The sequence below is a fragment of the Sphingobacterium prati genome, from assembly GCF_013167215.1.
Taxonomy (GTDB): Bacteria; Bacteroidota; Bacteroidia; order Sphingobacteriales; family Sphingobacteriaceae; genus Sphingobacterium; species Sphingobacterium prati.
In genome coordinates, this window is sequence record NZ_JABJWY010000037.1 from 229086 (window position 1) to 250055 (window position 20970).

The window sequence follows — 20970 nt, forward strand, 5'->3', positions numbered from 1 at the left end:
CCAGCATGGCGCTCGATATTTTTTGGACATTGTTTTTAGTATTGGCCAACGGTTTTTTCGTTGCGGCTGAATTTGCTATTGTCAAAGTCCGAGTCTCCCAAATTGAAGTTCAGGCGAAAACAGGTAGCAAAGTTGCTACAATAGCCAAAAGTATAACAGAGCATTTGGATGGTTATTTGGCCGCTACGCAATTGGGTATTACACTTTCTTCACTGGCCTTAGGTTGGGTAGGAGAGGCTGTAATGACCCAGATTGTGCAGGGGGCATTAGGTTTCTTTGGTGTTGAATTGACTGGTACAATAGCGACCAACGCAGGACATGTGTTGGCATTTACGATTATTACCGTATTGCATATTGTCTTTGGTGAGCTGGCTCCCAAGTCAATCGCCATTCAGAAACCCGTTGCAACGACGATGAAGATTGCGGTTCCGCTGCAATTTTTCTACTTTATCTTTAGACCTTTTATCTGGGTCCTAAACGGTTTTGCTAATTTCTTACTTAAAATTTTAGGATTTGAAGTGACGAAGGGTGAATCTGCCCACTCTTCCGAAGAGCTGCAATATCTCTTGGATAAGGGCAAAGAGTCTGGAGCGTTGGATATTTCTGAACATGAGCTGATCAAAAACGTCTTCGATTTTAACGAACGTATCGTAAAGAATATAATGGTACCTCGGACGAAAATTGTCGCTGTTGAAGTTACAGCGGATGCTTCTGAATTGATTGAAACCATGACCGAGGAGGGGTATTCGCGTATTCCGATTTACGAAGACAACATCGACCAGATTGTTGGTATTGTACACACCAAGGATATTCTTCCGCTTTTAGCGAAAGGTAAGGAAGTGGTGATGAAAAATATCATGCGTAAACCTTACTTTATTCCTGAAACAAAGAAAATCAATGATTTGATGGCCGAGTTTCAACAACGGAGACTTCAATTGGCCATCGTACTTGATGAATTTGGCGGCACAGCAGGGATGGCCACCTTGGAAGACATTGTGGAAGAATTAGTGGGTGAGATCCAAGATGAGTATGATGAAGAAACACCAGTTGTAGAACGCATATCTGAAACAGAGTATATGGTGGATGCAGGGGCTAGTATTCATGATGTGAATGAGTTTTTGCCAATAGAATTACCAGAAAGTCAGGATTACGATACCATGGCGGGGTTGGTCAGTGAAATCTTTGATAAAATTCCTGAAGTAGGCGAGCGGAAAGAAGAATATGGATACGTATTTACAATTATCCGCAAAGCACAGCAGAATATAGAGTTTGTCAAGTTAGAACTGGTTGAGTCGGCTGACGATGATCTAGAAGAATAGGATTATAAGGAAGCAGTACATGCAGTTATTTTTTACACCGGATTTAAATCCTTCTTTAGAAAATTTTATCCTTAGTGAGGAGGAGAGCAAGCATGCTGTTCGTGTGCTTCGCATGGACAGCGGAGATCGGCTATATTTAATAGATGGTCGCGGTGGCTTGTACGAAGCTGAAATTATAGATCCACATCCAAAACGTACGGTACTGAAAATCCTGGATATTAAGGCGGACTATCAAAAGCCTAATTATCATTTGCACATCGCTGTTGGACCTACCAAGAATATTGACCGTATCGAATGGTTTTTAGAGAAAGCTACTGAGGTAGGGATCCAGGAGGTTACGCCTATTATATGTGAACACTCGGAACGGAAGGATGTGAAGTTAGACCGCCTGAATAAAGTCATTGTTTCAGCCATGAAGCAGTCTTTGAAAGCGTATTTGCCAAAGCTGAATCCTGCTGTATCGTTTAAACAGTTTTTAAAAGACCTTCCGGAAGAGGGCTTGCAAAAAGCCATTGCCCATTGTGTTGATTCCGATAAAAAATATTTGAACCAAGTATTTGAAGCAGGGCAGCATTATATCATTATGATAGGCCCGGAGGGCGATTTTTCAGCGGAGGAAATTGATTTGGCTTTAGCTGCAGGATTTCAGCCAATATCGCTTGGAGAAGCACGGTTACGTACTGAAACGGCGGCATTAGCGGCTTGCCTTGAGACTTCGCTGATCAATAGATAATTTACTATTCAAGATGCCACAATAAAGATGCTGCCTGAATCTAATTTATTTCTTATTAGACCAGATTCAGCAGGAGTTGCCAGCCCAGTTGCACTTATTTTATCAGTTCAGCATCAACGATCTGTATTTCCGAATTGCCTTTAAGTGGATCCTTTGTGAAAATCATCTTTCCTTTGAGTTTGATAGGATCTTCAGAAAATTTAATTGCTCCACCCTTTAAGGTCACTTCTACCATAGGTGGGATTCCGTTTGAACCACAAAATTGACATTGCATAACAGGTAAGACAGACATCATAAAATTCTTATGATTGCGTCCACTGTGCAGCGGAACCATATAACCTGGTAGTTCGACCACTTTGTTTTCCAGTGCTTTGAGCTCTTTGGGATAAAATGGGGTGTATACCTTTTTTGCGCCATTATAGGTCACTTTATAAGCCATCTTATCAATGGCGTCCCATGTTTTGTTCATCATGGGGGTATGATCAGGCACATCGGAATTGCTACCGATCTGAGCATGTGCATGTATAATGCTGAAGAATATGAAGGCAAATGCCGTGATAATTTTTTTCATCTATTATTTTAGTATTGAGTTTGAGATTTTGCTGATGCAAATCCAGGATTTACCCAGTATATGCCATAATTGCATTTTTTTAGCTCAATTGCTCTATTTGTTTGATAAAGTACCAGCGATACTTGTCCTGTACGCTTTTACAGCCGGAATCAGCGCTGCAAGCACCCCGATGAGACAAGCGACAAGCAAAAATACCAATTCTTTTGGATGTAACCTAAAAGCTTCGATAAAGTCTGCGCTCTGGCTCGTCTGATTACTGATATAGTATAACGCTAGATGTGCGAACAACAGCCCCACCAGTCCACCCACGATCGTTATGGTAAGACCTTCCAATAGGACAATGTTGAATAATTTTCCTTTAGAAGCACCCAGTGTACGCATGATGGCAAGATCATATTTGCGTTGCTTCAATGCATTATAGAGGTTAATAAATACACTCAGGCCGGCAATTAGCATAATGATATAGGCAAGGATAGCTAAAGAATCTATTCCTACACCTAAGAGTGAAAACAGTCGTGTACTTTCCATTGCCGGAGAAGCAGCTTGCATATCAGTTTGTTGGTCGATCATTTTCGGCAATATACCGATAGCGGCAGGTGACTGGTATTTTATGAGAATGGCCGTTATTTCGAGTCCATTTTGTTTCACCATATCGGCGCCAATGGATTTGACAAAGACCTCTTCCTCTTCGTGTTCGTGATCTGCGTGATCCTGATGTTCTTTTTCTTCATTTGCCGCCTGAGCCGTAGAATTTTCCGGCAAGTCCTCCCCATGGTGGTGCAGATGTGCTTTGACCGTTTCTTGGCGATCTTCTTCGCGCTCACGTTGTTCTTTTTGTGCTGCTGTTTTGTGATCGGCATGATCATGTGCAATTCCATGCACATCCCATACGCTTTCGAGGTTGGTCAATATGAGGTTGTCAGTTACGTTGTTGTTTTGCTTTAGAATACCTACGATAGTAAAAGGATGTTCGTCATGACTATGGCCATCTTTGCTTAAGCCATGTGAACTGTTGATCTTATCACCGATTTTGAGCTGATGTTTTTGAGCTACCTGCGTACCGATCACCACCTCAAAATCTTTTTGCCAAATACGGCCTTCATTTATTTTCGTATTGTAGATTGTCAGAAAAGACGAATCGGTGCCTACGATACGATGCCCCTTAAAGTTATCCCCCAGGGATAATGGTACCGCTAGCTGAACAAGCGGATTCTGGCGTAGGGGATCCAATTCATCCAGGGGAATATTTCCAGTTGGATTGTCGATATGATATACGCTGGATAAGATCAATTGGAGCGGGCTCCCTTTGGCTCCGACAACCAAGTCAATATTCTTGCTATTATTGTCAAGTTGCTTTTCGAATGTATCACCTGTGATAGAGAGCACAGCTAAGATGGAAACTCCAAAAGCCGTCAGTAAGATACTTAGAAAGACAGAACCAACCTGTCTACTTAAATTTTTCCAAACCAACTGTATCGTATTCATAACTATTTATTAATCTAAAATGATGAATTAAAGGCGTATGACGTTATTTTAGGATATACATTTTTGAGAACTGATCCTTGATCCGCTTGTCATGCGTGGTGATCAACAAGGTCGAGCCGGCAGTGTCTGCGATATCCATAAGAAGCTCCAACACGCGATTTGTATTGGTGTCATCTAAGGCTGCTGTCGGTTCATCCGCAATGAGTAGAGCAGGCTTGTTGATTACACTCCTTGCAATTGCAGCGCGTTGTAGTTGGCCACGACTTAATTCGTTGGGGTAGGCAGCAGTTTTGTGATCCAGCTGTAGCAGTTTCAACACCTGATGAATCTGATTGACATCCACCTTTTTTCCTGCAAGAGACTGTGCTAATTTGATGTTTTCCAACAAAGTTAAGTTTTTGAGAAGGTGTGCCTCCTGGAAGATAAAACCGATATATTGTGATCTGAATTTGTCTAGTTTACTGGTAGATAATAGGGAAAGATCTTGATCATTAATTTTAACATGACCAGTTTTCGGTCTGGATAACCCCCCCAACATATTCAGCAAGGTTGTCTTTCCTGTACCTGAATCGCCCAATAATAGCGTGTGTTGCCCTTTCTCAATATGGATATCAGGAAATGCGATGCTATTTGCATCCGGATATTCGAATGATAGCTGCTCAGTAGATACGATCGGATTGCTCATACGCTCAAAAATTGAAAATATATTCAAACTTAGAGAAATTGCTTTGTATATGCAATTATATTGCAATAATAAGATGATTCTTGCTTCTGAACAATAGTATGAACGAATATCAGACCTTATCGAATTACAATGATATGCATAAGTAAATGTACTAAAACCTAAAACTAACCTTTATATGTTAATAACTTTTCGGCTTAATAATTTTATTACACTGCTTTAATATAATCCCTAAACAATTACAAAATATTCGCTCCAATAGCGTTTTAAAAGGGTTTTTATCCAAAATATGAATCCAATATTTTAGTAAGTAACATTAAATTAACAAGTGGTTTACGTAATGGTAATTGGTTGTTAATGTTAATATAATATTGCGCCAATAGCTTTGCAGAAACAAAAAACAAAATAAATTGGAACCACAATTACAGCTTAAAAGAATCGCTGCTGCCATTACTCTAGCAGTAGCTGCATCAACAACAGTTTATGCACAAGAGAGTGGGAAAATAGCGGGTAAAATTGTAGATATTGAAACTTTACAACCTATTTCGGGTGTAAGTGTTTCTTTATCAGGTACAAATAAAGGAACATCTACGAACGACAAAGGTGAATTTATATTAGACGTAAGTACTAGGGGGACAATCAAAATTGTAAGTAGTTATGTAGGATATAACAGAGATACCACATCAGTAATATTAAACTCGGACATTTCTAATGTAAGTATTGCATTAGTTAGTGAGAATTCTGCTTTGGATGAGGTTGTTATTACAAGGCGTCGTAGTCAGGTGAGCGAATTAGCGATTTTAGATGAACGTAAAAAATCTAATTTGATGATTGAAAAAATCGGAGCTCAAGAATTATCTAGAAAAGGGGTGAGCGATGCGGAAGGAGCTTTGACTAAAATGAGCGGCGTAACGAAATCATCGAGTGGCTCAAATGTCTTTGTTAGAGGGCTAGGAGATCGCTATAATAGTACGACATTGAATGGATTGGCTTTGCCATCTGAAGATCCTATAACAAAGAATATTTCTTTGGACTTTTTTAATACATCAGTTATACAGAGTATTGGCGTCAACAAAACATTTAATCCGCTGATTAATGCCGATGTTGCTGGAGCAAATATTGATATTTTATCTAAAAATCTTACAGAAGATAGTTTTTTAGAAATCGGAGCTTCTTCAGGTATTAATACTCAAGCGATAAACGCTAAAGATTTTCAGCGTATTGATGGTACTTCTTGGTTTGGTAATTTGAGCGAACGTAACATTCCAATTACGGATCTTACGAAATTTGATTTTCATAATAAATTGAATACATCTACAGTCAAGAATCCTATTAATTCAAGTTATTCGATTGCAGGGGGGAAAAGGTTTCAAATCGGAGAGGGTAATCTAAATGTATTTTTGACAGGTAACATGAATTCGGAATATAAATATTCTAAAGGAGTTCTTCGTCAGACAACAACGACAGGTACAATTTTTCGGGATCAAGAATCGGTTAGATCTGATTACAACGTATCGAAAACGGGTATGGCAAATTTGAGGTATACGTTTGGTAGAAATTATGTCGCTTTCAATTCTTTGTTCATCAATGATCAAACCCAGAACTATACTCGGAATTATGGGTTAGATGCATCAGTAGATCCAAATGATAAAAGGTTGTTTAGGAGGCAACAAGTTCTTGATAATAAAATATTTGTCAATCAATTACTGTCTAATATCGAGTTAACAGAGATATGGAAAGTTGATTTAGGTGTAGGCTACAATGTAGTTAAAGGTTTAGAACCTGATCGAAGAACTATAGTTTTAAGAGAACCCAATGGAGGTGGAACCTATCAGTTGCTTGCTGAGGAAAATTCAAATCAGCGACAATATTCAGACATTGATGAAAAAGGTTGGAGTACAAAAGCCTTGGCTACCTATAAAATCTTGAATGAAGAAGGATTGGATCGTAAAATTGAGTTTGGTTATAATGGAGAATTTGTAGATAGAAAATTTAATGCGACGATTTTTAATCAAGCTCCAATTGGCGATCGTACAATAAATAGTGATTACGTAAATGACTTAGATCAAGTATTCAACAGTGCTAATTTAGCTTCAAAGCTTTTTGAGATAAGAACAGGTCGTGGTCAAAGCTTGGATCCTTATTGGTATACAGCAAGTAAAAAAGTTCATTCTGGCGTTGCTATGGCTACTTACCAATTTGATGAAAAACTAACAGCTGTTTTAGGACTGCGTTTTGACAATGTATTCCAAGATGTCATATATAATACCAATATAGGAAATACTGATTTGGATGGTTACAAGCCATTTAAAAAGAACTATGTTCTTCCTAGTTTAAACCTGAAATATGCATTAACAGAGAAGAGCAACCTAAGGGCTTCGGGAAGCATGAGTTACACATTACCACAATTTGCCGAGTTGGCTTATTTTAACAACGCTGGAGCGAATGGCAGCACTCAGGGAAATAAAAATCTTGTTCCAGTAGAAAATACCAATATAGATTTAAAATGGGAGTTATTTCCTAATCAAGGAGAGTTGATTTCGGTTGGAGTTTTCTATAAAAACTTGAAAAATCCAATCGCACAAACCGAGCGGGGTAGTAATGTAATCACTTTTTATAATGTTGGTGGAAAAGCTACGGTTGCTGGAGCGGAGATCGAAGTAAAGAAAAACCTTTTAAAAACTGAAACTGATAATGGAAGTAATATATTGTCAGCAGGTGCCAATGTTTCTTACTTGTATTCCTCGCAAAGATTAGAAAATATAGAAACACTGTTTACAAAAACGGGAGGTACAAGCAAATTACAAGGAGCTTCCCCGTTATTGTTAAATGCTGATGTTAGTTACCTGTTAAATGGGAAAGGTTGGAACTTAACTTCCACTGCTGTATTAAACTATTTTAGCGATCGTATCTATGCTATAGGGGCACAAGGATTTAATGATATTGTAGAGAAAGGAGTGCCAACTTTAGACTTTGTTTCAAGTGCCAATATCCATAAAAAATGGGGGGTCAGCCTAAAGGCTCGTAATCTACTAAATCCGAACGTGCGTTTAGAAAGAAAGGCTGATAACATGGGGAATATAGTATTGGAATCTTATAAAAGAGGTGTTGATCTAAGTTTAGGTGTATCATACAAGTTTTAATATTTAAATAATATTGAGGTAATAATTAGTTGTTTTTAAAAAATTAGTTTTATACAAATAAATTAAATGATAATGAAAAGGAAATTATTCGCTGTTCTGGCAGTTTCAACAGTAGTATTTGCATCTTGTAGTAGTGACAAAGATCCAATTGTAACTCCTCCGGTTGATGGTAATGAGTTGACGGAGTTAAACGGAAGTATCTCTGGTAATGCGGTTGTGAAAGGTAATACGATTAATCTTAAAGGAGCGACTATCGTTCGTGCTGGATCTACGCTGACCATTCCTGCAGGTACCACTATTACTGCTACAGATAAGAATGCCTATTTGTTAATAGAGAAAGATGCTAAAATAATTGCTAAAGGCACATCGTCTTCTCCTATTACTTTTACTTCCACTACTAAAAATTCAGGTGGTTGGGGTGGTTTGATCATTAATGGTAATGCACCTCTTTCACGTGCAAAAGAAAGTGATGCAAGCACATTCCCTACTGAGATCAATGATCAAATTCAATATGGAGGTAACAAGGCAGATGATAATTCTGGAGAATTGGACTATATTGTTATTGAGTATTCAGGATCAAATATAACACAGGATAAAGAACACAACGGTTTAACATTAAACGGTGTTGGAAACGGAACAAAAATTAGTAATATTTTTATTAAAGCTGGTGCTGATGACGGAATTGAATTCTTTGGAGGTACTGTTAACGTTACTAATTTATTAGTTGTGAATTCTGAGGATGATATGTTTGATTTTACTCAAGGATATACAGGTACAATTTCCAATGCATACGGTATTTGGGAAAGTAGCTTCACAACAAATGAGGAAGACCCTCGTGGAATAGAAGCGGATGGTAATCACGATGGTAGTACTCCAACTGCTTTTGGTCAATCGAATTTTAAAATTAATGATATGACTATTGTCCATAAAGCAACAGCAGCAGGTACCGCTGGTACAATGAAAGAAATCGTTAAAATCAGAAGAGGAGCTAAAGCAACTATTAACAACTTATTGATTCAAATGAACGAAACTGCTAAGTTCGGAAGTATTTTTGATTTTACAGATAGCAAAGGTAATGGTGATAAAACTTCAACTGTTGTTTATTCCTTTAACCCGGCATCTTTATTTGATATTGCAAAAATCAAAAATCCTGAAGGCGTAACCTTGACTAAAAATGAGACTCAAACAGGTGCCAACACGACGGCATTTGCTTGGACAAAATATTCGTTCTAAGTAGAACCTTTATCAATAATTAAAGAGACTGCCTTTTTGAGACAGTCTCTTTTTTGTTTTATTTTTTCAAATTGATGGTCAGGTATTTATGTAGGTTCGAAGATTGGTGTTTAATTTCCGTTGTAAAGATCAATATCTGAGTAGTTAATCGTTAATAGTTATCCTACACCTGTTGTCAATGGTGTAGCCATGATTGATCTTCAAGCGTAGTGGGATATTTACCATTAAAGGAGATGATTTACGACCCTTTTATGTTTTTGGAAATGAGTATTTTATCTTTTTCAAAGGGGGGTAAAGGAAAATGTGAAACGGGAATTTTTTTAGTTATTTTTAATCAAATTTAAATACGTTGATTTTGAAATAAGATGGATAATATGTTTGGAAAAAGCACATATTACTCATAAATATTAAACTCATGAAATTCTTGTATATCCTTTTAGTTCTATATTGTTATTTTTTTCAACAGTGTCAGCAAAAGCTGAACCTTCACTCAGAGATACTGAAAAATTGAATGATACTATTTCAGATGTAATCAGAGAATTTATTATAATATTTGCCATTTCCAAAAACTTAGACCTCGACACCATAAAAAATGATTTGGAAATTGCTGATAATGAAGGAAACCATACCAAGGCATCAAAAGATATCTTTGGTGGCGTGGAAATACGAGACAATAATGGGAGCCTTACCAAGGTGTCGAAAGATATCTTTGGTGGTCTGGAAATACGAGATGATAAGGGAAACCGTACCAAAGTGTCGAAAGATATCTTTGGTGGCGTGGAAATACGAGATGATAAGGGAAACCGTACCAAAGTGTCGAAAGATATCTTTGGTGGCCTAGAAATACGAGATGATAAGGGGAACTGTACCAAATTGTCGAAAGATATCTTTGGGAACTTCGAAATACGAGATAGTGGGGGAAACCATACCAAAGTGTCAAAAGATATCTTTGGGAAGTTCGAAATACGTGATAATAATGGAGGCAATATTTCCGTCAAAAAAAATATCTTTGGAAATTATGAAGGTTATGATAATAGTGGTAACAGCGCCGTTATTAAAAAAGATATTTTTGGTAAAATAATTATTGATGATCCGAAAGGGATATTTGAGCATATAAAGATTCTGTTGATTGTAGAATTGTTAAAGAGATAGACGTTTGATTTTAAGTTTTAAATGGTAAACAATCTGATAAGATTGCTTTTTCAGTTCATCGGACAATTGACCGATAGCCAAGCTTTGTGATTGCGGTGTAGGTTCACATACCGAATAGTATTTACCATTATACAAGATAGCATCACCGAGCGGTTGTTCAAATTGAACGGCCATCGTAATATGCGTAGGATAGGGGAGTGCGATCATTGGCAGATTGTAATTTCCTTAACCAAATAAAAGAATAGTGCAGCCCGATCATCGCAGTCACTATATTTATTTAATAATGTCTGTTCGGGGGAGAGCCGTTTTTCTGTTCCAAAATTCTCTTCATCATTTTTATATAAAAATGCGTAGCGGGTAAACCACATTAAATAATCCACACCTTCTTTTTGTTTCTTACCCTTTAAATTTTCTTTCAGTGCTAGAATAATTGATTGGTAGGTCTCTTTGCTTAATGGAATATTAAAATAGATTTCGAAATCCACTCCCGGATAGTTTTAAAAAGGTCACTGATATTATTGTTCAGCTTGACATTAAAATGATATGCCTTATGACCATCATCGAATGCAATCTGTTTTTCGATATAGTTTGCAGGCATAAAATCTGGAAGCTTTGTGATTTTATAGCTGAAATCGTTGGTCGCTTCAGGTACTTTGATCTTTACAGGTATATTGGCATCTGCTCTTTGACACAGCTTTCCATAGTGATGGAAATTTAAACAGGTAAATTTTTTACCATCAATTTCAAAAAAAGAAATGTCTGAAATGTCTTCATTATTCTGAATGAAAAATATAATCTGATTGTTTCCTACCGCCAGACGTGCGTCATATCCGGATTTACACATTAGAAACCATTTGTATAATGTGTAACGTGCGTAATTTTCCGCTTTTGGCGCTATCTGTTGGGCTGTTCGACGTACGAGCTGATAATATACCCAGTCGTTGAGATGCTGTTATCTTTGTATTCTAGCAAACTATTGATCAGATCACGATAGCCTGTCTGATCAGCTGTTTGGTAAAACTCATGTAGTCGGGCTCCGGTTAAACTGTCATTGAATGGAATATTGAACGATGGTGATACGTTAACTGAAACTTTCCCATCATAAAAATCGAACACATGTTTTTGCGCCCTAACAAGTTGTGTACTGTAGGTTAACCAGAATGAAATGGTCAAAAACGCAATATAGAATCCTTTGATGTTCAATTATTAACAATTTAATAACGTTAATGCAATATAAATTTAACAAAATTATAATTGTTATTTTTGTAAGATTTGAGAAAAATGTTTTTGACATTAGATATTTATTCACTAACAATTTTTCGACAAAGATATGATAGAATATGAGTATCTGTGGAGACGTTTAGGAGGGGGCTATAATTGAAAAAGATGAAGACAATTGGCAAATTGTCTTCATCTTCTTAATACCAAATAACCGGAAGGTAACGTCTTTACTTTGAAATGATTAAAGACTCCATCTACAGCCTTGATTGGAATTTCTTATCACATTTATATTAGGTTGGAAGACTTTATATATAATGCGTTCTCTGGATTCAGATTTAGGGTAGTTTGGATCCGTTACTCTATAATGTATTTCCACCCCGACTAGAGGCAATTCGTTTTTTGAATATGTTGGAGAGTGATTGTCTATGTGGACATAATGTAAATCTATTAATGTTAAATTTGCATCATGATATGGAGCTTTGAATGAAACCCACTTAGAGTGTGTATAGGCGCCAGTAAGGGCGCTATCAGCCGAATAGCCTCGTTCAAGGTTGTAGTTGCGTATTTTATTATGATACACATTGGTCATATTGTTTAAAATGTTATTTGTCAAGCCTGTAAAAATACTGAAATAATTCTTTTCTACGAAGTGATTGTCAATTAGTACAACATTGATGGAATCCATTTTCAATCCTTGGACTCGATCAATCGATGAAAAATAATCATTGATCCAATGTGTCGTCATTCTATGTACTGCATTGATTTCTTTTCGACCTTGCACATACAGGTGACTACATGGGCTGTATTCATTTAATGTTATTCTGAGATTTATATCGTTGTTATTAGGAACTGCCAGCAGACCGACCGATCCATTATATACGGGTTTATATCTTGATGCGGAAAGTTGAGCTTGAGGGAGCGGGGTGAATTGGATACCATATAGATAATTGGTCAAATTGGCTGTCCCAGTTGTTGATACAATCCCAGAATACTGTATCGTAGTTTGAGTATTTGTTGCCGAGTTTTTTTTGCCACCTGAAAATGACTTAACAATGCCTATTATTCCTTTTAATGCCGTAGCTCCAAGTGTAATAGCGCCTATAAACGAAGCCTTCGGTTTTGAGTTTACGACTGCTTGGTTAGGCGTATTAGCTTTTAATGGAGAGCTATGATTATTGAGGGAGTTTATAGATTGAGCGCTTTTTGAGGGGAATGCTTTAAGTATTGTTTCCAGATGACCTGCCACTTCATAACCAGTGTTTAGATATTGACTAAATTTTGAAGGGTCACTTCCAGATGCGCCAGCTGAACTTCTAGAAATTAATGTGCTAAAATCCGTACCGAGGGCTATATCTGTAGAATTTACACCATAAACATTAAAGGAGATATCTAGTTCGTTCCCGGGGGAAGTTATACTATTGGGATCAAAAGCAGTAAGAGTGTAGTCAAAATTTAACCAAGTATCGTCTTTATTTTTTTGAGTAGCAACAATTTGTTTAACGCTTGCATCAATGGAGTCAACAACAGAATTTCGAGGGTTTGCGTAAAAAGATAACAAACCATTTTTATGACTATTTGGATTAAGAAAGCCAAGTATACCAACATAATGAGTCTTTGAGCCTTCCGATAGATGTTTAACTCGATAATTGTACACAAAGAATCGGAGAACACCAGAATATTTATTATATAAAGCAAAGAAAGGAGTCTGTGCCGGACGCTCTGGTGTACCGAAATCTTTTAAATATAATACCCAACCGAATTCTGGCTTATAATCTTGTTCAAAATTATTATTTACAGGGTTATTTTGGATTGTCCAAGGAAGACTCACTTCGTATGAAGGCGAGGGAGCTCCATTAATTTTTGGTAGAAAGTAAATTAAAGCAGTGCTTTGATTTGCCCAATTCCAGCTGTTCAAATTTTGATCGTTCGGATCACTTATAGCAGAGGCTTTGGTACTGATTTTTCCATTTTGAATTTCATTTTCAAAAGTAGTGTTTTTCTTACAAGAAACTATTGTAAGAAAAAACAATAAATAAATGGTTAGATAATTTTTCATTTTTTTAATAACAAAGAAAATACAAGGAGGTTATTTTTCTGTATGTTTTATATTATTCTTTTGTTAATTTCTTAATGACAGGAAAATACACATTGGTGGAAAAAATATAGGAATATCGTTTTGTACTACATAAAAAAATAGAATTTCAAGAATAGCCTCAATGTAGAGGAGGGGCTATATCTTCAACAAGAGTATCATTGAGTATACGGCTGTCGATAAAAAAGAATCTGTTCAGCCGGCCCATGTAGACATATAGCTATATTGCCTTTTCTGAATAGTAAAAAGGCCGCATTGGTAAGACGATTTTCCTTATCGATCAGTTTGAGCTTCTTTAAATTTTCCAAGTGTCGCCATTCAGCTGAAACCGTCCTGCTGCATTTAACTTATCCATATCCTTATCAAGATTGATGTCCTGTAGATCATGGCCGTGTGCTGGATAAGAATCCCGCAATACTTATACAATTTAGGATTCATGATTTTGTAAATTTTCACTTTGCTTTTAAGAATCTAGTTCTATTGAGTCATAATCTTCGTTAAAAAACTCAGATAAGGTCATTTCTAGTGCATTTAAGATTCTAACTATTAACTTCATCGTGAGGTTAAAAACACCGGCTTCAATCTTCCCATATTGAGATCGGTCTAAATCTCTATCATATGCAAATGTCTCATGACTGGTATAACCTAGCTGTTTTCTAATTTGCCTACAGCGTATTCCAAATCTCTTCTTCTCTTTTTCAAAATCCATTTCTATTATTGTTATGTAGGTAAAAAAAGAGAAAAGTTTATGGAGATTCCACTCAATATATTTCATCGAAATATATTTCGTTTTATTAATATTTTCTTTATATTTGTGTGATTAAAAATGTATTTATGATTTTATGTAAATAACAAGATTTGGAAAAAATTTAATAGTTGAAACTTTAACGAACTCTCTAAGCAGGATTTGGCAATTTAAGCGAGCGAGTGTTAGTTGAGTAATGCGTCAACTTTTCCTATCTTTGGGAAATATGTTTCCCAGGGTAGGGTTGGCGCTTGCTTCATCCATGCATTCTCGCGAATGGTCTTAGGACCATTTTACTGAAAATTACGCCCTGGGGTAATGAGTAAAGGCCCGCCAAAGCCTCTGATGCAAGATAAGCCGGCAGTCACCCATTTTTGATTTTGGCTTTTCTGGGAGTTCTTAATTAATTTAAGAGCTTATGGAAAAACAAGTCGTAAAGAAAAAGCATCATGGATTAGTATTGAAAAATATTGACCTTGATGCTTTTATTTTTTTACAAATTCTTCGAAACATCATTTCGGCCCCCGAATAGCTCGGCTGGCTGTGCCAAATACTATTTGGTCTCTTTTAGTCATTGATCGCGTAACGCCAATATATTTACCTGTGTGACCCCTCATTCAAGCGCGATCTGGCTCCCCGAATTAAATAAATTATTGTCAAACTGATCTGAGCACGATCCGGCCTAAAAAAAGCTGATTTCGATCGGCAAGGGGATCCTATGTGCTTTGGATTTCAGTTTTAAAAACTGAAAATGGAAAAATTCTTTTCAAAAATGACTGATCTTGATAAAATTCTCCTAGATGTTCATGAGGAGATGTACGACCCTATAAAACACATTGTTGACTTTTGGAACAAATATGATATCCGTACTTGTCATGAATATTTCGTAGCGCTGTGTGCTGCATGCATGGGTAATCCTTTGAACAAAGAGCCGCGATTTGATGCCGATCAGATGCTCGACTTTGTGGTAAAATTGATGCGTATGCACATCGGATACCATATGGCCCACTACAAGAACTTAGAGTTCGGAAACGAGACAATCTTAACTATCGAAACCTCAATAATTACTGCGGAAGAGCTGAGAGTCGGCGAAAAGATCTATCAATTTTTTAATCGGCAGTCAGAAAACCACTAATAGACAAATTATGAATATCCTAAAATTAATAGCCTTATTAAGGTGTTATATAAACTATATATTTCAAGTGCTCTCTAAGTACTGCTTAACCACAGATATAATACAAGTTAGACAATCGTTGCATAAGCAAATCAGCAAAGGAAAAACGCACGATAAGAGTATTTGTTTGGTACAAAGAAATTACTGGCTTAGAAGTTGTGCTTTACCAGCTTCTAAGCAGAGACAAAGTGACGTAAAAAGACAGTCTTTTTCGGACTGTCTTATGACCAACTTCGCCCCAACTCCTGCCTTTCTCCGGGCTGGCCTTTGCTCTTGCATTGGTCGTCCTTCGGCTTTTCCCGAAGCCAGTCGGAAGCCGGCCGAAGGCACACCCGAACAGCGCTCAAACAAAGGTAGGTATTGGTCAGGTATTGGTAAGTACCTGTGTTTGCCTAAAATTTATCGCCTGGGACAACATCCGCACAAGAACCTTACTAGTTTGATACAACAAAACTGCAAGGATGGGACTAGCCTGATACTAGCACAAGACTGTCTAAGCACAGCCTCTCGACAAGGATCGTACAGGAATAACAAGCTTAAAAGCATAACAAATAGCCGGTCCCTTACATCAGAAGATACTATTGATTCACCGTTAAGCCACTGGGAGTGTACTGAAAAGGTACCGAAAAGGTACTGGAGATATACTAAAGAGGTAATGAAGATCTACCAGATAGCTATCAGCTTGTTACAAGCTTTCAGTAACTACCTGGTGCATCTAGTGTATAATGTTAGTGGTTCAAGAAAAACTCCTGCAAAAGTGGATAAAAGCAAGTTGACAGTTGGAGCGAATGAACACTCTTCGAAATTAAGAGATTTTAAAGCTGCCGGTGCGCTTTGGCGATGTAAAGCCGGGTATTCTGTCATCGAAAGGAAGGCAGGTGCTCAGAAGGTTTTAAAAGGCTTTATTTCTCTATGCTGTTATAAAAATAGTTATCGTGTGTTTTTGACATACCTGTTTTTAGTTCTAGTTTCTATGTTTAGTTTATCGGCTCAGACGCCCCGCAAGGATAGCGGGGCCGACGGGTCTAAGAGAGTTGGGGCATTGCAGATCGGCGATACCATTCCGCAGCTATTGTGGGAAATGCCGCTATCCGTAATCAACCGTCCCAAGGGAAAACAAACAATCTCATTGTCCGATTACAAGAGCAAAAAGCTCATTGTACTCGATTTTTGGAACACATGGTGCGGCAGCTGTATCACAGGTATCAAACATGGTGAGCAGCTCCAGGGTGCCACCAATGCTGACATTGAAATCTTTCCGGTGACCGAGCAGAGGTCCGATGAAATTAAAAACTTCATGAGTAGAAACGAGATACTAAAAAATAGTAAGCTCAATATCGTGACCGATGCCAGTACAATCGCCCAATACTTTCCGCATACGCTCGTCCCCCATATCGTATTTATAAAGAATAATAAGGTAGTACATATAGGAGGATTTGAGTCGATGACAGCTAATAACGTTAGGCATATTTTGAAGGGGCAAGTGGGCGAACTGTTGTACGTAAAAAATGACAGTGCAGTTCAGAAGCCGTTACTGACATCTATGGACACCCTTCCCAAAACCATGTACAGTATGCTGAGCGGCTATCGAAAAGATGTACCACCATCAAGGTATAATGAGGTCGATACGCTAAATAGTACAAATCGTATAGCATTCTTTAACTATTCGGTCAAAGAACTGCTGGAATATGCGTTCTCGATCCAGTCGTTACCACTGAACACAATCGATCTGACAGGCAGTGGCCTTTCGCTAAAAGATATTGCCTATCACAATTCAATGGGTGATAAAATTGAATGGCTCTCCAAAAATGCCATTTGCTATGAACAAAAAGTATTGCTTAGGGCACCTGATAAGGAAAAAAAAGACAATGTATTGCATGATATCAGTAAATACCTTCGGATAGACATTTCTTTCGCCCCCGCCAAAATGGAAATATACGAGATCATCTTGAAGAAGAAACCTAATCCAGGTAATGGGAAAAACAGCCGATATATAAGCTTACACTATCTGCTGGATGCCTATAACAGGCTCCCGAACAGCATGCCCATAGTTGATAAAGATGGGATATCTGGAGACATCTATGTGCCAAAGCAAAATCTTTCCAGGCTGAATTCCGGGCAGCTGATCGCGCTCATCAAGGAAGCCGGCTGCCAGCTGGTACCATCTACAATGACAATAAATACCATTCAGATAAAGGACAGATAATATGGAAAGTATAGTAAAATATGTATTGTGCCTATGTTTTTGTGGCGCATTATTTACCGTATATGGGCAGCAGCGGGTTTCCCTGACGGTAAAGGATTCCCTGACCGGTAGATTGCTCGAAGGTTATAATATTTCCATAAACGGAAAAACCATAAAAGTAAATAAGGGTAATATCGAACTCCATAGCCCGGATAAGCCTGTCGAACTTATATGTACACATGTTGGGTATGGACGTAAAAAACTTTTTTACCACTCATCAATGCGGCACCTGGTATTTGACATGTTGCCTGCTGAAAATCAGCTTGAAGAGGTGCAGATCAATACAGGATATCAGAAGCTTTCAAAAGAAAGGCAGACCGGCTCATTTGAGGTATTATCGAAAGGGGAGATACAGCGGTCTGTTTCGTCCAATATCCTCACCAGGCTCGAAGATATGACCACTGCAATTTCTTTTGACCGCCGGAACTATGATATAAATAATCCCAACAGCTCGGACGGAAACCTGGACATCCGGGGGATCAGCAGTATCAGCGGATCAAACAGCCCCCTGATCATCGTGGACAACTTTCCTTACGAAGCAGGTATAGAGAATATCAACCCCAATGATATCGAAAATATAACGATCCTCAAAGATGCCGCGGCATCTTCGATATGGGGAGCCAAGGCAGGGAATGGCGTGATCGTGATCACCACAAAGAAGGGAAAAAAAGGAAGCCGTGAATCCCTTAATTTTTCGTCGAATCTTTCTATAGGCGCCAAACCGGATCTATTCAAACTGAAGCAGATCAGCAGTTCTGAGTTTATTGATATGGAGATACTGCTTTTTGACAAGGGGTACTACAATAACCAGATCAGCAATAAAAAACGGCCGGCACTTTCGCCGGTCATAGAGCTGCTGCAGCTGCGAAAGGAAGGAAAGTTGAATGAAGCGGAACTTGGGGAGAGGATCAATACATACAGGGATATTGATTCAAGAAGGGACTATATGGATTATTTCTACAGAAACTCCTTTGACCAGCGATACGCTATCGACCTGAGCGGCGGATCTGACGTGGCGAGCCATTATGTTTCATTGGGTGTGGACAGGCAAAATCCTGCTCTGAGGGGCAACGTAACAACACGGTATACCTTTAACTTTTCCAATGAACTTTATCTCGGTAAAAAGGCCACGGTCCAGTCTCGGATCAGTTATACTTATCATCAGGGTACGGATTTCAACGATGGCTATGGTGCGGGCCTGCCGCTATATCCGTATGCAAAGTTAGTGGGCGAAAATGGAGCGCCTCTGGCTGTAAACTATGGTTATAGCAGGCGATTCCTTGACGGGATCACAGATTCCGGGCTACTGGACTGGAAATATAGACCATATGGGGAATTGCAGATCAATGATCAATATCAGAAATCCCGACAGCTGCTCTTCGATCTGGGAATGACCTACAAGATTACCCGCTGGCTTGGTCTGGAAGCGAGAGGGCAATATGGTACATCTGCCGGAAAGCAGGAAAAACTGAACGGTACGGAAAGTTATTTCACCAGGAATCTCATCAATCTCTATACCACGGTCAAAGATGGGCTGTATACCTATGGCGTACCAAAAGGCGGGATATTGAACCGGTCGGAGTCGGAGGGACAGACAAAATCTTTCCGGATCCAGCTGAACCAGGATAAAAACTTTGCTGAAAAGCACAGGCTGACTTCCCTGATGGGATTTGAAGTGCGCTCATTGACAAACAGTGAAGATGGCACCCGTCTGTATTGTTATGAGCCCGAAAAGATGCTGTTCGCGTCGGTGGACCAGATTGCGTTGCTGCCAACGTACAACAATATCGGTGGTACGGCATCGCTGGGGACTGACGGTTTCTTTAGGGACCGGACAGTAGACCGGTATGTGTCCATATACGGTAATGTTTCCTATAGTTACCGTACTAAGATTGATATCTATTTCAGCAGCAGAAAGGATGCTTCAAACCTGTTCGGAGCCACGACCAATGGGAGGTGGAGCCCGCTCTGGTCCACAGGTATGGCCTGGAATATCCATCGTGAGAATTTTTTTAAAGCGGACTGGATAAAACTGCTGAAGGTAAGGGGATCTTTTGGATATAGCGGAAATGTAAACAGGAATACATCAGCCTACAGTACGATCGAATATGCCTCTTATCTGACACCATATACATCACTGCCCTTTGCAATGATCGTCAATCCGCCCAATCCATCTTTACGATGGGAGAGGGTAAAAACTACGAATATCGGGCTGGATTTCGCTACCAAAGATAACCGGATATCGGGTTCCCTCGATTATTACCTGAAAAATGCCTACGACCTTTTGGGCTCATCTCCGCTCGATCCGACAACGGGAATATCCGAAATGACGATAAACAGTGCCAATACCAAAGGAAAGGGGCTTGATCTCAATTTGCGCAGCCGTAACCTGATAGGTGATTTCTCCTGGAACACAGCGCTGCTGCTGAGCTTCAACAAAGTAGTGGTCAGCAAATATATGCAGGCTGTGAAACCTGCCATGAGCTATATCCAGCAGATCAAACCGATCGAAGGACAGCTGGCCTATGCAGTATTCAGCTATAAATGGGCCGGGCTAAACCCTGAGAATGGAAACCCAATGGGCTATGTTGGTCATGAAAAAAGTGAAGACTGGAAAAACATCATACAGAAAACAGAACTGAACGAACTGGTACTGCATGGATCAGCGCGGCCATTATGGTTTGGGTCAGTCCGCAATGACTGGAGCTATAAAAACATACAGGTATCTGCAAATATCGGGTTTAGGTTCCGGTACTATTTTCGTAAACCGACGGTCAACTACGCGCAGATTGGCACATGGAACCCGGTCCATGCTGATTTTTCGACACGCTGGCAGCATCCGGGGGATGAAATCCTGACCGATATACCCTCATTCACCTACCCGAACAACAGCTATAGAAATAACTTTTTCAATGGTGCCGCGGTCAATGTCATGAGAGGAGATCATATCAGGCTGGCAGATCTGAGACTGGCCTATGAACTAAAAGGAATTAAATCAAAGCGCATTCAATCCCTCAGCGTCTTCCTATATATGACCAATCTTGGTTTTATATGGCGCGCCAATAATGCCGGTATAGACCCTATGACGCCACAAAACGAGATCGGTCTGCCAAAGACAGTGTCGATGGGTGTCAATGTAAAACTATGATCAGTTTCCGATGGACAGACATTTTTG

At 38.8% G+C, this 20970-nt stretch carries 17 protein-coding genes; 8 read left to right on the plus strand and 9 right to left on the minus strand.

Going from position 1 to position 20970, the window contains the following annotated elements; all coding sequences use genetic code 11:
• The first annotated feature begins 5 nt into the window (after window positions 1-5).
• Together HPC41_RS18935 and HPC41_RS18940 are read left to right on the plus strand one after the other, a co-directional pair.
• A complete protein-coding gene (locus tag HPC41_RS18935; RefSeq protein ID WP_172395579.1) occupies window positions 6-1319 on the plus strand; it encodes a hemolysin family protein in 1314 nt (437 codons plus the stop codon).
• A 19-nt stretch (window positions 1320-1338) separates the two neighbouring features.
• A complete protein-coding gene (locus tag HPC41_RS18940; RefSeq protein WP_172395580.1) occupies window positions 1339-2052 on the plus strand; it encodes a 16S rRNA (uracil(1498)-N(3))-methyltransferase in 714 nt (237 codons plus the stop codon).
• A 94-nt stretch (window positions 2053-2146) separates the two neighbouring features.
• Here HPC41_RS18940 and HPC41_RS18945 read toward each other — a convergent pair whose 3' ends face one another.
• From HPC41_RS18945 to HPC41_RS18955, 3 genes are all read right to left on the minus strand, one after another.
• Window positions 2147-2623, minus strand: coding sequence for a hypothetical protein (locus HPC41_RS18945; protein WP_172395581.1), 477 nt, complete (start codon window positions 2621-2623; stop codon window positions 2147-2149).
• Between the two features lie 93 nt (window positions 2624-2716).
• Window positions 2717-4108 (minus strand): ABC transporter permease, encoded by a 1392-nt coding sequence (locus tag HPC41_RS18950; protein WP_172395582.1) that lies wholly within the window; start codon window positions 4106-4108, stop codon window positions 2717-2719.
• A 43-nt stretch (window positions 4109-4151) separates the two neighbouring features.
• Entirely contained in the window at window positions 4152-4793 is a 642-nt protein-coding gene (locus HPC41_RS18955; RefSeq protein ID WP_172395583.1) for an ABC transporter ATP-binding protein, read from the minus strand.
• A gap of 407 nt (window positions 4794-5200) precedes the next feature.
• On the opposite strand from HPC41_RS18955, the gene HPC41_RS18960 reads away from it, so the two are divergent.
• From HPC41_RS18960 to HPC41_RS18970, 3 genes are all read left to right on the plus strand, one after another.
• Entirely contained in the window at window positions 5201-7933 is a 2733-nt protein-coding gene (locus tag HPC41_RS18960; protein ID WP_172395584.1) for a TonB-dependent receptor, read from the plus strand.
• 72 nt (window positions 7934-8005) lie between these two features.
• The gene (locus HPC41_RS18965; RefSeq protein ID WP_216660830.1) at window positions 8006-9166 is read left to right on the plus strand and encodes a hypothetical protein; all 1161 of its coding nucleotides are present in this window, start codon (window positions 8006-8008) and stop codon (window positions 9164-9166) included.
• Window positions 9167-9631: 465 nt separating this feature from the next.
• Window positions 9632-10318: a hypothetical protein gene (locus HPC41_RS18970; RefSeq protein WP_216660831.1), complete on the plus strand. Its 687-nt coding sequence runs from the start codon at window positions 9632-9634 to the stop codon at window positions 10316-10318.
• Here the strand turns inward: HPC41_RS18970 and HPC41_RS25420 are convergent.
• The 6 genes from HPC41_RS25420 to HPC41_RS18985 form a co-directional block, all read right to left on the minus strand.
• Window positions 10307-10525, minus strand: a complete 219-nt coding sequence (locus HPC41_RS25420) for a hypothetical protein (protein ID WP_246250872.1) — start codon at window positions 10523-10525, stop codon at window positions 10307-10309. The genes HPC41_RS18970 and HPC41_RS25420 overlap by 12 nt on opposite strands.
• Window positions 10522-10803, minus strand: coding sequence for a hypothetical protein (locus HPC41_RS25425; protein WP_246250875.1), 282 nt, complete (start codon window positions 10801-10803; stop codon window positions 10522-10524). Before HPC41_RS25425 ends, HPC41_RS25420 begins: the two co-directional genes overlap by 4 nt.
• Entirely contained in the window at window positions 10770-11162 is a 393-nt protein-coding gene (locus HPC41_RS25430; RefSeq protein ID WP_246250877.1) for a hypothetical protein, read from the minus strand. The genes HPC41_RS25425 and HPC41_RS25430 overlap by 34 nt, the downstream gene beginning before the upstream one ends.
• A 50-nt stretch (window positions 11163-11212) precedes the next feature.
• Window positions 11213-11521: a hypothetical protein gene (locus HPC41_RS25435; protein WP_246250879.1), complete on the minus strand. Its 309-nt coding sequence runs from the start codon at window positions 11519-11521 to the stop codon at window positions 11213-11215.
• 259 nt (window positions 11522-11780) lie between these two features.
• Window positions 11781-13595, minus strand: a complete 1815-nt coding sequence (locus tag HPC41_RS18980; protein WP_172395586.1) for a hypothetical protein — start codon at window positions 13593-13595, stop codon at window positions 11781-11783.
• A 499-nt stretch (window positions 13596-14094) separates the two neighbouring features.
• Complete coding sequence (locus HPC41_RS18985) at window positions 14095-14340, minus strand: helix-turn-helix domain-containing protein (protein ID WP_172395587.1); 246 nt, start codon at window positions 14338-14340, stop codon at window positions 14095-14097.
• 808 nt (window positions 14341-15148) lie between these two features.
• Between HPC41_RS18985 and HPC41_RS18990 the strand changes: the two genes are divergently transcribed.
• The 3 genes from HPC41_RS18990 (at window position 15149) to HPC41_RS19000 (ending at window position 20943) form a co-directional block, all read left to right on the plus strand.
• Window positions 15149-15511, plus strand: a complete 363-nt coding sequence (locus HPC41_RS18990; protein ID WP_172395588.1) for a hypothetical protein — start codon at window positions 15149-15151, stop codon at window positions 15509-15511.
• Between the two features lie 694 nt (window positions 15512-16205).
• Complete coding sequence (locus tag HPC41_RS18995) at window positions 16206-17756, plus strand: TlpA family protein disulfide reductase (protein WP_172395589.1); 1551 nt, start codon at window positions 16206-16208, stop codon at window positions 17754-17756.
• 1 nt (window position 17757) lies between these two features.
• Window positions 17758-20943, plus strand: coding sequence for a SusC/RagA family TonB-linked outer membrane protein (locus tag HPC41_RS19000; protein WP_172395590.1), 3186 nt, complete (start codon window positions 17758-17760; stop codon window positions 20941-20943).
• The last annotated feature ends 27 nt before the right edge of the window (window positions 20944-20970 follow it).